Origin of the sequence: Dermatobacter hominis (assembly GCF_020715685.1) — a bacterium.
Lineage (GTDB): Bacteria > Actinomycetota > Acidimicrobiia > Acidimicrobiales > Microtrichaceae > Dermatobacter > Dermatobacter hominis.
In genome coordinates this window covers 3,847,556-3,860,312 of the sequence record NZ_CP085840.1, presented here as the reverse complement: position 1 = coordinate 3,860,312, position 12,757 = coordinate 3,847,556, and the positions used below count along the sequence as shown (strand labels likewise).

Below are 12,757 nucleotides of genomic sequence, written 5' to 3'. Positions count from 1 at the left end.
TAGATATACACCGTATGGGAAGGCGTGCCTACCCCTCCGGTCCGAGTGCGGCCCGGCGGTCGACGAGGAACGCCCGCTCCGCGTCCACGGTGGTCAGCTCGATCGCCCGGTCGTAGGCCCGCCGCGCCTCGTCGCCCCGCCCGGCGCGGGCGAGCAGGTCGGCCCGCGCCGCATGGAACGGCTGGTACTCGTCGAGCCGCTCGGCGTCGACCGGCCCGAGGGCGTCGAGGCCGGCGGCGGGACCGTCGAGCTCGGCGACCGCGACCGCCCGGTTCAGGCCCACGACCGGGTCGGGCCGCAGGACGAGCAGCTGGTCGTACAGCGCCACGATCTGGGCCCAGTCCGTGGCCGCAGCGGTCGCGGCGTCGGCGTGGACCGCGGCGATCGCGGCCTGGACCTGGAACGGACCAGGGCGGCCGCGCCGCAGGCACGCCCGCACCAGGTCGTGGCCCTCGGCGATGCGGTCGTGGTCCCAGCGGGTCCGGTCCTGGTCCGCAAGCGCGACGAGCGAGCCGTCGGCGTCGGTGCGGGCGGCGCGCCGGGCGTCGGTCAGCAGCATGAGGGCGAGCAGGCCGACGGCCTCGGGCTCGTCGGGCATGAGGTCGACGAGCACCCGCCCGAGCCGGATGGCCTCCTCGGACAGGTCCACGCGGACGAGCTCCGAACCGGAGCTCGCGCGGTGGCCCTCCGTGAAGATCAGCGAGATGGCGGCGAGGACCGTCCGCAGGCGGTCGGGCAGCTCGGCGGCGCGGGGGATGCGATACGGCGCGTGGTTGTCGCGCAGCTTCCGCTTGGCCCGCACGATGCGCTGCGCCATCGTCGGCTCGGGCACGAGGAAGGCGTGGGCGATCTCGGTGGTCTCGAGGCCGCCGAGCAGCCGCAGCGTCAGCGCCACCTGCGCGTCGGGCGACAGCGCGGGGTGGCAGCAGAGGAACATCAGGCGCAGCTGGTCGTCGGGCACCACGTCGACGTAGGCGTCGAGGTCGTGCATGTCGGGGTCGTCCACGTCGTCCTCCTCCCGGCGCAGCTCCGCCATCCGGTGCGCCGCTCGGTGGCGGTCGTCCCGGCCCGACTCGCGGCGGAGCCGGTCGATCGCCCGGTTGCGGGCGGTGGTCGTGATCCACGCGCCGGGGTTGGCGGGCAGGCCCTCGGACGGCCACCGCCGCGCCGCCTCGACGAACGCCTCCGCGACCGCGTCCTCGGCGAGGTCGATGTCGCCGAGGACGCGGACGAGGGTGGCGGTGCAACGGCCGGCCTCGCGCCGGAACACGGCGTCGAGGTCGCCGTCGCCCCGGCCGCCGGCGGCGCCTGCGGGGCTCACCCCTGGAAGGGCCGGACCTCGACCGGGCCCTCGCAGGCGAGCGATGCCCGGCGGGCGTGCTCGAGCGCGGCGTCCAGGTCCGGGAGCTCGAGGACCCAGAAGCCGCCCATGATCTCCTTCGACTCGGCGTAGGGGCCGTCGGTCACCGAGACGTCGTCGTCGCCGACCGGGCGGACCACCGTGGCCGAGATCCCGGGGAGCAGGCCGCCGCCGAACACCCACGAGCCGGACGCCGTGACGTCCTCGTTGAACGCCATCACCTTGGTGTGCAGGCGCTCCATGTCGGCGGGGTCCATGTTCTGGTCCGCGTCCGCGTAGTCCTCGTCGTGCCACACCGAGAGCAGGTACTGCGCCATCGTCTGTCTCCTTCGTCGTTCCGTCGATGCTGTCAGGTCGTCGGCGACACGATCGCGTCGTCCGACACCATGACGACGAACGCGATCGCGGAGATCGACACGCGATCGCAGGATTTTTCCGGAAACCCGGCGGACGGGCCCCCGGTCGCCCGACGAGACTGGCCGGATGGAACCGATCCAGGGGGAACCGGTCCTGCGCGCGCACGGGCTGCGCAAGCGCTTCGACGACACCCAGGCCGTCGACGGCGTCTCGATCACCCTGCACCGGGGCGAGCGCGTGGGCATCGTCGGACCCAACGGCGCCGGCAAGACGACGACCCTGCTCATGCTGCTCGGCGCGATCGAACCCGACGAGGGCGCGATCGACCTGGTCGGCCACCGGCTCCCCGGCGACCGCAGCGCGGCCATGCAGCACGTCGGCTTCGCCGCCGGCTACCTGCCCCTGCCCGAGGGTCTGACGGTGGCCGAGACGCTGGCGCTCTTCGGGACGCTCTACGGGGTCGCCGATCCCGCGGCCCGGGCCGCCGAGGTGCTCGACGAGCTCCACATCACCCGGCTCGCCGACCAGCGCGTCGAGTCGCTGTCGTCGGGTCAGGGGACGCTCGTCGGCTTCGCCAAGGCGGTGATCCACCACCCCCGGCTGATCGTGCTCGACGAGCCGACGGCCTCGCTCGACCCCGACGTCGCGATGCGCGTGCGGGACCGGCTCGAGCACATGAACGCCGAGCACGACTCCACGCTGCTCCTGACCAGCCACGACATGCGCGAGGTCGCCGAGCTGACGACCCGGGTGATCTTCCTCCGGCACGGGCGCGTCATCGCCGACGGCCCCCCGGCCCAGGTGGTGGCCGACGCCGGCTACCGCGACCTCGAGGCCATGTTCCTGGCCGAGGCGACGCGACTGCGCGAGCAGGAGGTCTGATGACCGCGATCGATCCCACCGTCGCCGTCCCGCCGGCGCCCGCGCCCACCTACTCGACCCGGCGCGTCCGGGCCATGGTGCGCCGGTCCTTCCTCGCCCAGAGCCGCAACCCCGGCTACTGGTTCCTCCTGCTCGTGCTCCCGCTCGTCGACGGCCTCCTGTTCGGCTCGATCGGCGTCGCCTTCGACGGGGGCGAGCAGCCGGTGGTCCTGATGGTCACCGGCATCCTGCTGTTCCACCTCATCTGGCAGCTCACCCTCGCCGGCTCGTTCGGCCTGCTCGACGAGGTGTGGAGCCGCAACCTGATGAACCTGATCGCGACGCCGCTCACCGAGCGCGAGCTCCTGTCGAGCTTCGGCATCGTCGGCCTGGTCCGCACGTTCGTGGCCTCGCTGATGATCGGCGGGGTCGGCCTCGTCTTCTTCGCCGTGTCGCCGACGTCCGCGGGCATCGTGCTGGTGCCGAGCGCCGTGCTGCTGCTGGCGTTCGGCTGGGCCGTCGCCCTCTTCGTCGTGGGCATGACGCTCCAGTACGGCGACAAGGCGGAGGTGTTCTCGTGGGGAACGCTCGTCCTGCTGATGCCGCTGTCGGGCGTCTTCTACCCGGTCGAGGACCTGCCCGGCGCGCTCCAGGCGATCGCCGCGGTCGTCCCGCTCACGCACGTCTTCGACGCCGTCCGCACGGGGATCGAGGAGGGCACCGTCGCCTGGGGCGAGCTCGGCATCGCTGCGGCGGGCACCGCCGTGATCGCCGCGGCGTCGACGTGGTTCGTGGCCCACCAGCTGCGCCGGTTCCGCCGCAACGGGTGGATCACGAAGTTCATCTGATCCGCCGCACCACGGGCCGCGGCCCGGGCCTATCGTCGCCGGGCAGGGAACGCCCACCCGGCGAGGCGCCGGGGACCGAGAGGGGAACCATGGCCATCGACACCTTCTACGCCTACCTCGGCGTGTACGACGACCTCGCCGACGCGCTCGAGGACTACGAGGCCGTCCACGTGCTGCACTCCGAGGTCGGCCTCGTCGACGCCTACGACGCCGCCGTCGTCGAGAAGCGAGAGGACGGCAAGGTCAAGATCGTCAAGAAGCACGAGACGCCGACGCGGGTCGGCGGCGTGCTCGGTGGTGGCGTCGGCCTGGCCACCGGCCTGGTGATCGCGCTGTTCCCCGCCGCCGCCATCGGCACCGGGCTGCTCGTCGGCGCCACCGCCGGCGGCGCGCTGCTCGGCTCGCTCGCCGGCCACGCCGCCGCGGGCATGAGCCGCAAGGACCTGAAAGAGGCCGGCGAGGAGCTCGACGCCGGCACCGCCGGGCTGGTCGTCGTCGCGGTCGCGGACATGCAGTCCAAGATCGAGCACGCGCTCAAGAAGGCGAAGAAGGTCCAGGAGAAGCAGCTCAAGGCCGACGCGGCGGCGATCGAGGCCGACGCCAAGGGCTGAGCTCGTCCCGGAGCGTGGACCGGGTCCGGGCGATCGGTTCAGGCCGCCTCGCCGAAGCGCTCGACCCGGATCCGCTCCGACGCCACGCCGCCGCGGATCAACAGGTCGGTGACGGCGTCGGCGAAGCGGTTCGAGCCGCACACGTAGATCGTCGAGCCCTCGGGCACCTCGGCCACGAACGGCAGGAGATCGTCCGCGTCGACGCGGTGCGGCGTCCGGTCCGAGCCCACGAGCGGCTCCCGCGTCGTGATCACCGTCGTGCGGGGCCCACGGATCTCGTCCGCGTAGAAACAGGTCCTCGATGCGGCGGACCGACACGACGAGGCGCAGCAGGTCCTCCCGGCCGAGCGAGCGGGCGTGGCGGAGCATGCTCATGAACGGCACGACGCCCGACCCGCCGGCGATCAGCAGGGCCGGCTCGTCCGCCCGCCACACGAAGTAGCCCCCGATCGGCCCACGCACCTCGAGCTCGTCGCCGACCTCGACGACGTCGTGGAGGAAGCCGGACACCTCGCCGTCGGGCAGCAGGTCGACGGTGAGCTCGATGGTCCCCGACGGGTCGGGCGCCGAGGCGACCGAGTACGAGCGCTGGGCGGTGTAGCCGTCGGGTGCGGTCAGCCGGAGCACGTAGTGCTGGCCGGGCACGTGGAGCACCGGGCGCTCGAGCTGGAGCCGGAACGACGTGGCGTTCTCGGTCTCGCGGTGGATCTCAACCACCCGCGACATCTGCCAGGGCGAGCCGCCCGGCCCGGTGCGGTCCACCACTCGCACGCCAGGTCCGTCGGCCATCGCCAGAGGGTAGGTCAGGCCGTCGCACCCACCGGCCGACGTGCGCCCCGCCTCGTGCCGTTCTGGCGCCGGTCCCCGTCGCCTGGCGACGGAAGGGCACGCAAGAACGGCGCGAGCGACGGCCTCCCCGGGCTCAGTCCCCCTGGTAACGCTCCTCGGTCCAGGGGTCGCCGCGGTCGTGGTAGCCGTTGCGCTCCCAGAACCCTCGCTCGTCGTGGTCCATCACCTCGATGGCCGACGCCCACTTGGCGCTCTTCCAGAAGTAGAGGTGCGGCACGAGGAACCGGGCCGGACCGCCGTGGTCGGCCGCCAGCGGCTGGCCACCGAAGTCCCACACGAGGAACGCCTTCCCGTCCGTGACGTCGGCCAGCGGGAGGTTGGTCGTGTAGCCGGTGTGGCTGTGGACCATGACGTGCGAGGCGCCCGGCAGCGTGCCCCCGGCCGCTGCGAGCAGCGTGTCGGCGGAGACGCCGGCGAAGCGGACGCCGAGCTTCGACCACGTCGTGACGCAGTGGATGTCGCCCTCGAAGACCGCGCCGGGCAGCGCGTGGACCTCGTCCCACGTCCACGTCGTCGGCTGCGCCACCAGGCCGCGCACCTGGAACGTCCAGGTGGCGGTGTCGAGGTGGGGCGTGGCCTCGGCCGACAGCACCGGCCACTGGTCGCGGGCGTCGTACTGGCCTGGGGGCAGGCGCGGATCCCGCTCGCGCCGACCGGTGAACCCTCGCGTGACCGCCATCGTCGACCTCCATCGCGTCCGGGCCCGATCGGCGCCATTCTTCACCATCGCGGGCAGCCGGCGTCCCGCTCGTGTTCCCCCGCCGGGCCGCGCGGGTAAGGCCCCGGGGTCCGACCGCGACGAGTGGAGGTGGATCATGCCCAGAGGATCGTCACCCAAGCGGGAGCGCCAGTACGAGGCGATCAAGGAGTCGGAGCTGGAGCGCGGCGCGAGCGAGTCCGAGGCCGAGGAGATCGCGGCCCGCACCGTGAACAAGGCCCGGGCCCGCAACGGCGAGGCGAGGGAGTCGTCGAAGCTGTCGAAGGACGACATCTCGTCGCAGCAGCGAGCCGCGTACCGGCGCAAGCACGGCGGCTCGGGCCGGACAAAGGCCCAGCTCTACGAAGAGGCGAAGGACCGGGGCATCGAGGGGCGCTCCAAGATGGACAAGCGGCAGCTGGAGAAGGCGCTCAGCCGCTGACGAGCTGCGTCGCCGCGACCGGCCACCGCGCCTCGTCGTCGTCGCCCTGCGCGTCCACGAAGCGGATGTGCATGAGTCCGTGCCGGTGCCCGGCGGTGTCGAGCCAGTTGCCCGTGCCCGGATCGTCGTGCGCGACCACGAACCGGGCCACGCCGTCCGCGTCGACGGTGGCGGACCGGTTGTTCAGCCACACCTGCCGGCGGGGGTCGAGGCTCTCCGCCCACACGTTGCAGAGCTGGACGTTCCAGTACGCGCACTCGGGCGGCCGGATCTCGATCTCGAGCCGCTCCTCCGGGCCGAGGGTCCAGTAGCCGCTCTGGGCGAGGATGTTCGGGTCGCCACCCATGCGCCGCTGCTCGGTCCGGTCGGCGCGGTCGAACGTGTTGGGGCGCGCCGTCCAAGGCTCTACCCAGTCGACGAACCACTGCGAGGCACCCACGACGTAGAGGGCCGCCATCGCCAGCCGGTCGGCGATCGAGCCGACCTCGAGCGGAGGCGGTGGACCGGCGTCGGGGATCCGCTCGATCTCCAGGTCGACCCACCGCTCGGTCGCCGGATCGGCCCGGGTCTGGCGCGCCAGCAGCAGCGACGTGTCGTCGGCGAACCGCAGCCAGTTCCCCGGCCGCTCCTCCCGGCTGGCGAGGATCTCGAACCGTCCGTCCGCATCGGTGACGAGCTCACGACCGTGCAGGTGCCCCGCCCCGCCGGTGATCGCCGACGCAGCGGCGAAGTTCTGGTTCTGCGCGGCGAACGACAGGTACGACAACGTCCCGACCCGGCCCCGGACCACGTAGTCGGCCCGCGGGTCGACCGGCGCCCCGATGTAGCGGTTGTCGGGGTTGTCCATCCCGAAGCCGTTGGACAGCACCCGGAACGCCGGGTGGCTCGGGGTCCGGGTGCCGAGGTGGGCGTCGATCGCGACCTCGGTCAGCCGCGCCAGGTACCGCAGGCCCTCGGCCCGGTCGAGGTCGTCCAGCTCGATCCACTCGCGGTCGAGCAGCGAGTCGGCCCCGGCCAGCACCTCGGCGAACGTCGCCCAGGCACCGTGCGGGTCGAAGCCGTCGGTCACGCGTCGGCCGCCGCGATGTCCTCGACCTCCGAGCGGCGCAGCTCCCTCTTGAGGAACTTGCCCGCCGCGTTCCGCGGCAGCGGCTCCGACGTGACGCGCAGCCGGGTCGGCACCTTGAACGCCGCCAGCCGCTCGGCCACGTGCTCGAGCAGCTCCTCCTCTGTCGCCGATGCCCCGTCGCGCAGCATGACGACGGCGGCGACCTCCTCGCCCAGCCGCTCGTGCGGCACGCCGAACACCGCCACCTCGTGCACCGCCGGGTGCTCGTGGAAGGCGGCCTCGACCTCGGCGCAGTACACGTTCTCGCCGCCGCGCAGGACCATGTCCTTGATGCGGTCCTCGACGTAGATGAAGCCCTCATCGTCGAGCCGGCCGACGTCGCCCGACCGGAGCCAGCCGTCGACCAGCACCTCGGCCGTCGCGTCGGGTCGGTTCCAGTAGCCCCGGATGAGGTTCGGCCCGTCGAACCAGATCTCACCGGCCTCACCGTTCGGCACCGGCACGCCCGCCGGGTCGCGGACCTCCACCCGCATGATCGGCGTCACACGCCCGGCGCTCGTCGGGCGCTCCACGTAGTCGGGGCCGCTGTTCTGCGGGCCGTACGCGTTGGTCTCGGTCATGCCGTAGCCGACGCCCGGCGCCGCGGACGCGTAGGTCGTCGAGATGCGCTGCACGAGCTCGGGCGGGGCGGGCGCCCCACCGCCGCCGACGCTGCGCAGCGACGACGTGTCGTACCGGTCGAAGGCCGGCGAGTTCAGCATGTCGATGTTCTGGGTCGGCACGCCGACGAAGTTGGTGACGCCCTCGCGCTCGATCAGCTCGAGCGCCCGCTCGGGCTGCCACTTGTACATCATCACCAGCTCGAGCCCGCCGATCAGGCAGCTGAGCATGACCGGCACGCAGCCGGTGACGTGGAAGAGCGGGACGACGAGGATGAACACCGGCGCGCTCTTGCCCCCGAGGCGGTCGGGATCGCGGGCCTTGTCGAGCGCGGACCGGCAGGCGTAGCCCATGATCGCCTGCACGACGGCCCGGTGCGTCGAGACGGCCCCCTTCGGGTTCCCGGTCGTGCCCGAGGTGTAGAGGATCGTGGCGTCGTCGTCTGGGTCGATGTTGGTGTCGGGCATCGCGGCGTCGGGGTCGACGACCTCGGTCCAGCCCTCGACGGGAGCACCGCCGGGCGTCGCCGCCGCGGCCGGCGCCCGCACCGCGATCGTCGGGATGCCGAGGGCGTCGCACGTCCCCCGGCTGCGCTCGATCCGCTCCTCGTCGGCGATCAGCACCGACGCCCCGCAGTCCCGGAGGGCGAAGTCCATCTCGTCGGGCGTCCACCAGGCGTTGAAGCTGACCGAGATCGCGCCGACCGACACCGCCGCGGCGTAGGACACGACCCACTCGGGGTAGTTGCGCATCGCCACCGCCACGCGGTCGCCCTTGCGCACGCCGAAGCGGTCGACGAGCGCCGCCGCCAGCCCGGCGACCTCGCGGCCGAAGCGCTCGAAGCTCCAGCGCTCGTCCTCGTACACCAGGAAGGTGGCGTCGCCGCGCTGCGATGCGCCGATCACCACGTCGCGCAGGCTGCCGGGCGCGTTGCGGAACAGCGTCCGCGGCACCCCCATGACCTCCTGCTCGACGGTCTCGAACGGAGCCCCCGGTGCCGTCACCTGGCGGCACGCCTCCTCGTAGCTGAGCATCCGGAGAGCATCGCAGAACGGGGAGCGCCGCGAGGGCCGGAACCGGGTGACCGGGCGTCCCCGTAGCCTGGACGGGAGCCCGGCGGCGGGGGCCGGCCGCATGACCCAAACCTCGGGTCCCGCCCCGTCGTGTCGGGACCGGGATGACCGTCGTGGAGAGCCGGGCGAGCAGCGGAGCGGGAACGGGGCCGGGCGTGGCGCCGGACGACTTCGACGCGCTGTTCCGGACGGGCTACCCGCGGCTCGTCGCCACGGTCACGTTCGTGTGCGGCGACCGCGAGGTCGCGGCCGAGTGCGTGGCCGACGCCTTCGAGCGCGCCTACGTGCGCTGGCGGCGCGTCGGCCGGCTCGACGACCCGCTCGGGTGGGTGCGCCGCGTCGCGATCAACCGGGCGACCGACGTCCACCGCCGCTCGAGCCGAGGGCGGCGAGCGCTCGCCCGCCTGGGCGGCCGGGCGGAGCTGCGGCGCACCGGCGAGGTCGGGCTCACCGACGCTGCGGCGCTCCGCGACAGCGGGCTGGCCGCCGCGGTCGCCGACCTCAGCCCGCAGCAGCGCGCGGTCGTGGCGCTGCACTACCTGGACGACCTGTCCGTCGCCGCGGTGGCCGAGGCGATGGACCTCAGCGAGGGGGCGGTCAAGTACCACCTCCACCAGGCCCGCGGCCGGCTCCGCGCCCTGCTGGGCGCCGACGCCGCCGGCCCCGCCGACGAGCCGACCGAGGAGGGGCGAGCACGATGAGCGACCGGACCGGACCCTTCGACGACGGCACGGCCGACGACCGGGACGACGAGCTCCGCTCGCTGCTCCGCGCCGGCGTGGCGGCGGACGCCCCCACCGAGGCCGAGGCCGAGGACGAGCTCGGGGTCCTCCGGCCGCGGTTCGAGCACGCCCGTCGACGGCGGCAGACGGGGCTCGCGGTCGCCGGTGCCGCGGCGGCCGTGCTCGTCGTGGTGCTCGGGCTCGCTGCGCTCGGCGGCGACGACCGCCAGCAGCTCGACACCGCCGATCGGAGCACCCTGCCCACCGCCAGCACGAGCACCACCACCACGACGACGGCCCCCGGCCCGACGCCGACGACGGTCGGGGTGCCCGGTGAGCCCGAGGCGACGGCGCCGCCGACCTCGCTCCCGGGGACGCCAGGGCCCGGCTCGACGCTCCCCTCCGCGCCCACGACGGCGACGCCGTCGGGACCGGCCGCTCCGCCCACGACCACCACGCCTCCCGCCCCGGCGGGCGGCACGCAGGAGGCGGTTGCGGCGGGCGGATCGGCGACGCTCACGTGGACCCCGACCTCGCTCACCGTCGTGTCGACGCGTCCGGCGCCGGGGTGGAGCGTCGAGCGGGTCGAGCGACCCGACGCGACGCGTGCCGTGATCCGGTTCCGGCGCGACGGGGGCGGGTCGGGGTCGTCGACGTCGACCATCGACGCGCGGATGCGCGACGGTGCCCTCGAGGTGCAGACCTGACGTCCAAACCCGGTGACACCGACCGTCGTGTCCCTCCCACACCCGATGAGGAGGCAACACCATGAAGATGGTCCGGACGATCACCCGGAGGCTCGGGATCGGCGGGGTGAGCGCGCTGGCCGCGCTCGCCGTGACCCTGGGCGGCGTCGCGGTCGCCGGGGCCCGGGGCGGCGCCGACGACGCGACCCGGCCGGCGGCGGTGAGGTCAGCCGACGACGACGGCACGCCCGACCAGGGGCCCGGCGACGCGCCCGGCACCGCGGGCGGTGACCCGAGCCCGACCGTGCCGGTCCCGACCGTCCCGCCGGCGGGCGCAGCCGACGACGACGGCACCCCGGACCAGGGCCCCGGCGACGCGCCCGGCACCCCGGGTGGACCGGTGATCGCGCCGCCCTCGACCGACGCCCCGGTGACCGTGCCGCCGACGGTCGCCCCGTCCACCACGATCGACGACCACGGTCGCCACGGTCGGGGGTCCGACGACGCCGCCGGCGACGACCGCTCCGGCCCCGGGCACGGTGGCGACGACACCACCGACGACCGCTCGGGCAGCGGGCACGGCGGTGACGATCGGAGCGGCGACGACCACGACGGCGGCGACTCGGGCAGCGGCCACGGCGGCGACGACTGAGGCGCAGACGGGGCCGGGCCGCCGGGGTCCGCCGGCGGTGGGCTCAGCGCCAGACGGCGACGGGGCGCCCGTCGGCCGACCACTCCGGCGGGTCGGGCATCGGGCACGCGACGCCGAGCGCGATCCGCCGGGCCGACCACGCGACCGCCGCGGCGTCGACGACGTCGTCGGACATCACGCCATCGAGCGCCGGGTCGTCCTCGGGCACCGCGATCCCGTGCGCGGCGAGCAGGCGACGACGTTCGAGCAGGCCGTTCCACGTCTTCTTCGAGCGCGTGATGCGGACGTCGTCCGCAACGGCCTCGGGAGCGGCGGCCGCGGCGAGCTGGATCTTCATCTCCCGGAACGACGCCTCGGGGTGCACCTCGTGGAGCCGGGGGTCGAGCCGGGCCAGCTCGGTCGCCTCGACGATGCGGGGCACGAGCATCCAGGCCTGCTTCGACAGCTTCGGCGCCCCGGACGCGGCGAGCCGCTCGTTCGCCTCGGCGTACGAGATGGCGTCGAGCACCCGTGCGGGCGGCGTCGGGAAGACCGTCGAGCTCAGCGGCCGGACGAACGCCCTGGTCGCGGCATCGGCGGTGCGGACGGGACCGTCGACGTGGTCGATCGGGATGTCGACGCCGATGGCCGCCACCGGTCCCGGACCCAGCCCGTCGGCCCACGTGATGAGCTCGACCAGCCCGCCGATCCCCGCGGACACGACGCCGTCGGGTCCGACCACCACTGCGCACCACCGGGGGACGCCGGAACGGTCGACGCCGGCAGCGTCGAGGCCCAGGGCCAGCGGTTGGGTCGTCATGCCGCCATTCTCGGCGTGATCGGTGCCGTCGGACGACCGCGACCACGTCGGGGACGGTTGGTGCGGCTCGGACCGGCGGGGACCTCGGTCCGTGGATAGCGTCGGCCGCCGACGAGGAGGCGCCCCATGGCTCGGCGTGCACGCAGCGCGGTGATCCGGCACCTGCCGGAGATCGGGGTCACCATGATCTCGAAGTGGCTCTACAACTGCTACGTGGTCCACGACGGCGGCGACGGCCGCCCGTTCGTGGTCGACCTGGGCATGCCCTCGCAGGTGCCGCTCGTGGAGGCCGAGCTGCGGACGCTCGACGCCGACCTGCGCGACCTCAGCGGCGCGGTCGCCACCCACGGTCACGCGGACCACGTCGGCGGCCTGCCGGAGCTGCGGGCCCGGGCCGGCACCCACGTGCACCTGCCGACGGCGATCGCCGAGATGCGGGCCGGCACCCGCGCCGTCCGCCCGCCGGGTCTGCGGGCGATCGCCCAGATCCTCCCCGTGATGGCCAGCCAGCCGACCGACCTCGCCGCCACCTTCGAGATCGGCCGCACGATGAAGGTGATCGGGTGGGACCGCAAGGGCGTCCGCCTCCCGTTCGAACCCGAGTCGTGGCTCGCCGACGGCGACCGCCTGCCCGGGCTCCCCGACTGGCAGGTGCTGAACACGCCGGGCCACAGCGACGACTCGACCTGCCTCTACCGCCCGTCGACCCGGACGCTGATCTCCGGGGACGCCGTGCTCTCGGTGGAAGGGCTGGCGTGGTTCAACCCGGAGTTCGTCGACGGCCGCATGTCGGTGGCGACGGAGAGCCGGCTGCGCGCCCTCGACGTCGAGCACCTGCTCCCCGGCCACGGGCTCGTCGTCGAGGGCCCGTCGGTGATGGACCGGGCCCTGTCGTTCTCGGAGCGCCCGACCGATCGGTCGAAGCTGCGGGCCCTGGTCCGAGTGCTGCGCGACCACGCCGGCCGCCAGGCGGCATCGGCCGGCGCCGTCGACCCGGTCGCACCGGGATAGCGCGCCGGGCGGGCGCTCACCCGCCCGACGTCCGGCTGTCACACCTGGTACGTAGCGTGT

General features: G+C 74.0%; 15 protein-coding genes and 1 pseudogene. 8 read left to right on the top strand and 8 right to left on the bottom strand.

Translation table 11 applies throughout. From position 1 onward, the window contains the following. Positions 1-28 precede the first annotated feature (28 nt). Together LH044_RS18130 and LH044_RS18125 are read right to left on the bottom strand one after the other, a co-directional pair. Positions 29-1,321: an RNA polymerase sigma factor gene (locus tag LH044_RS18130; protein WP_227756998.1), complete on the bottom strand. Its 1,293-nt coding sequence runs from the start codon at positions 1,319-1,321 to the stop codon at positions 29-31. Continuing rightward, positions 1,318-1,677, bottom strand: coding sequence for a YciI family protein (locus LH044_RS18125; RefSeq protein ID WP_227756997.1), 360 nt, complete (start codon positions 1,675-1,677; stop codon positions 1,318-1,320). Before LH044_RS18125 ends, LH044_RS18130 begins: the two co-directional genes overlap by 4 nt. A 166-nt stretch (positions 1,678-1,843) precedes the next feature. Here LH044_RS18125 and LH044_RS18120 point away from each other — a divergent pair, with 166 nt between their 5' ends. From LH044_RS18120 to LH044_RS18110, 3 genes are all read left to right on the top strand, one after another. Next, positions 1,844-2,599, top strand: coding sequence for an ABC transporter ATP-binding protein (locus LH044_RS18120; RefSeq protein ID WP_227756996.1), 756 nt, complete (start codon positions 1,844-1,846; stop codon positions 2,597-2,599). Next, positions 2,599-3,426: an ABC transporter permease gene (locus LH044_RS18115; RefSeq protein WP_227756995.1), complete on the top strand. Its 828-nt coding sequence runs from the start codon at positions 2,599-2,601 to the stop codon at positions 3,424-3,426. Before LH044_RS18120 ends, LH044_RS18115 begins: the two co-directional genes overlap by 1 nt. 89 nt (positions 3,427-3,515) lie before the next feature. Further along, positions 3,516-4,037, top strand: coding sequence for a DUF1269 domain-containing protein (locus LH044_RS18110; protein ID WP_227760148.1), 522 nt, complete (start codon positions 3,516-3,518; stop codon positions 4,035-4,037). 38 nt (positions 4,038-4,075) lie between these two features. On the opposite strand, the gene LH044_RS18105 is transcribed toward LH044_RS18110, so the two are convergent. The 3 genes and pseudogenes from LH044_RS18105 to LH044_RS18095 form a co-directional block, all read right to left on the bottom strand. Further along, positions 4,076-4,291, bottom strand: coding sequence for a ferredoxin reductase domain-containing protein (locus LH044_RS18105; RefSeq protein ID WP_227760147.1), 216 nt, complete (start codon positions 4,289-4,291; stop codon positions 4,076-4,078). 247 nt (positions 4,292-4,538) lie between these two features. Then, positions 4,539-4,763 (bottom strand): annotated as a pseudogene (locus LH044_RS22035) (FAD-binding oxidoreductase); the annotation flags it as partial. A gap of 196 nt (positions 4,764-4,959) precedes the next feature. Continuing rightward, positions 4,960-5,565 carry a sulfite oxidase-like oxidoreductase gene (locus LH044_RS18095; protein WP_227756994.1) on the bottom strand — a complete coding sequence of 202 codons (606 nt, stop codon included), beginning with the start codon at positions 5,563-5,565 and terminating at the stop codon, positions 4,960-4,962. A gap of 136 nt (positions 5,566-5,701) precedes the next feature. Between LH044_RS18095 and LH044_RS18090 the strand changes: the two genes are divergently transcribed. Then, positions 5,702-6,025 carry a hypothetical protein gene (locus LH044_RS18090; protein ID WP_227756993.1) on the top strand — a complete coding sequence of 108 codons (324 nt, stop codon included), beginning with the start codon at positions 5,702-5,704 and terminating at the stop codon, positions 6,023-6,025. Here the strand turns inward: LH044_RS18090 and LH044_RS18085 are convergent. Both LH044_RS18085 and LH044_RS18080 read right to left on the bottom strand, forming a co-directional pair. Continuing rightward, entirely contained in the window at positions 6,015-7,094 is a 1,080-nt protein-coding gene (locus LH044_RS18085; RefSeq protein WP_227756992.1) for a DUF1214 domain-containing protein, read from the bottom strand. The genes LH044_RS18090 and LH044_RS18085 overlap by 11 nt on opposite strands. Continuing rightward, positions 7,091-8,788, bottom strand: coding sequence for a class I adenylate-forming enzyme family protein (locus LH044_RS18080; RefSeq protein WP_227756991.1), 1,698 nt, complete (start codon positions 8,786-8,788; stop codon positions 7,091-7,093). The genes LH044_RS18085 and LH044_RS18080 overlap by 4 nt, the downstream gene beginning before the upstream one ends. Before the next feature lie 194 nt (positions 8,789-8,982). Between LH044_RS18080 and LH044_RS18075 the strand changes: the two genes are divergently transcribed. From LH044_RS18075 to LH044_RS18065, 3 genes are all read left to right on the top strand, one after another. Then, positions 8,983-9,528: an RNA polymerase sigma factor gene (locus tag LH044_RS18075; RefSeq protein WP_227756990.1), complete on the top strand. Its 546-nt coding sequence runs from the start codon at positions 8,983-8,985 to the stop codon at positions 9,526-9,528. After that, complete coding sequence (locus LH044_RS18070; protein ID WP_227756989.1) at positions 9,525-10,256, top strand: hypothetical protein; 732 nt, start codon at positions 9,525-9,527, stop codon at positions 10,254-10,256. Before LH044_RS18075 ends, LH044_RS18070 begins: the two co-directional genes overlap by 4 nt. Before the next feature lie 61 nt (positions 10,257-10,317). Then, positions 10,318-10,887 (top strand): hypothetical protein, encoded by a 570-nt coding sequence (locus LH044_RS18065; RefSeq protein WP_227756988.1) that lies wholly within the window; start codon positions 10,318-10,320, stop codon positions 10,885-10,887. Between the two features lie 43 nt (positions 10,888-10,930). On the opposite strand, the gene LH044_RS18060 is transcribed toward LH044_RS18065, so the two are convergent. Beyond that, positions 10,931-11,686, bottom strand: a complete 756-nt coding sequence (locus LH044_RS18060) for a DUF429 domain-containing protein (RefSeq protein ID WP_227756987.1) — start codon at positions 11,684-11,686, stop codon at positions 10,931-10,933. Between the two features lie 126 nt (positions 11,687-11,812). Here LH044_RS18060 and LH044_RS18055 point away from each other — a divergent pair, with 126 nt between their 5' ends. Continuing rightward, positions 11,813-12,697 (top strand): MBL fold metallo-hydrolase, encoded by an 885-nt coding sequence (locus LH044_RS18055; protein ID WP_227756986.1) that lies wholly within the window; start codon positions 11,813-11,815, stop codon positions 12,695-12,697. Positions 12,698-12,757: the final 60 nt, after the last annotated feature.

Bases quoted from the DNA above. Each gene is read 5' to 3' on its own strand.
- LH044_RS18125 (WP_227756997.1), bottom strand. From the start codon at position 1,677: ATGGCGCAGTACCTGCTCTCGGTGTGGCACGACGAGGACTACGCGGAC.
- LH044_RS18120 (WP_227756996.1), top strand. From the start codon at position 1,844: ATGGAACCGATCCAGGGGGAACCGGTCCTGCGCGCGCACGGGCTGCGC.
- LH044_RS18115 (WP_227756995.1), top strand. From the start codon at position 2,599: ATGACCGCGATCGATCCCACCGTCGCCGTCCCGCCGGCGCCCGCGCCC.
- LH044_RS18110 (WP_227760148.1), top strand. From the start codon at position 3,516: ATGGCCATCGACACCTTCTACGCCTACCTCGGCGTGTACGACGACCTC.
- LH044_RS18095 (WP_227756994.1), bottom strand. From the start codon at position 5,565: ATGGCGGTCACGCGAGGGTTCACCGGTCGGCGCGAGCGGGATCCGCGC.
- LH044_RS18090 (WP_227756993.1), top strand. From the start codon at position 5,702: ATGCCCAGAGGATCGTCACCCAAGCGGGAGCGCCAGTACGAGGCGATC.
- LH044_RS18080 (WP_227756991.1), bottom strand. From the start codon at position 8,788: ATGCTCAGCTACGAGGAGGCGTGCCGCCAGGTGACGGCACCGGGGGCT.
- LH044_RS18070 (WP_227756989.1), top strand. From the start codon at position 9,525: ATGAGCGACCGGACCGGACCCTTCGACGACGGCACGGCCGACGACCGG.
- LH044_RS18065 (WP_227756988.1), top strand. From the start codon at position 10,318: ATGAAGATGGTCCGGACGATCACCCGGAGGCTCGGGATCGGCGGGGTG.
- LH044_RS18060 (WP_227756987.1), bottom strand. From the start codon at position 11,686: ATGACGACCCAACCGCTGGCCCTGGGCCTCGACGCTGCCGGCGTCGAC.
- LH044_RS18055 (WP_227756986.1), top strand. From the start codon at position 11,813: ATGGCTCGGCGTGCACGCAGCGCGGTGATCCGGCACCTGCCGGAGATC.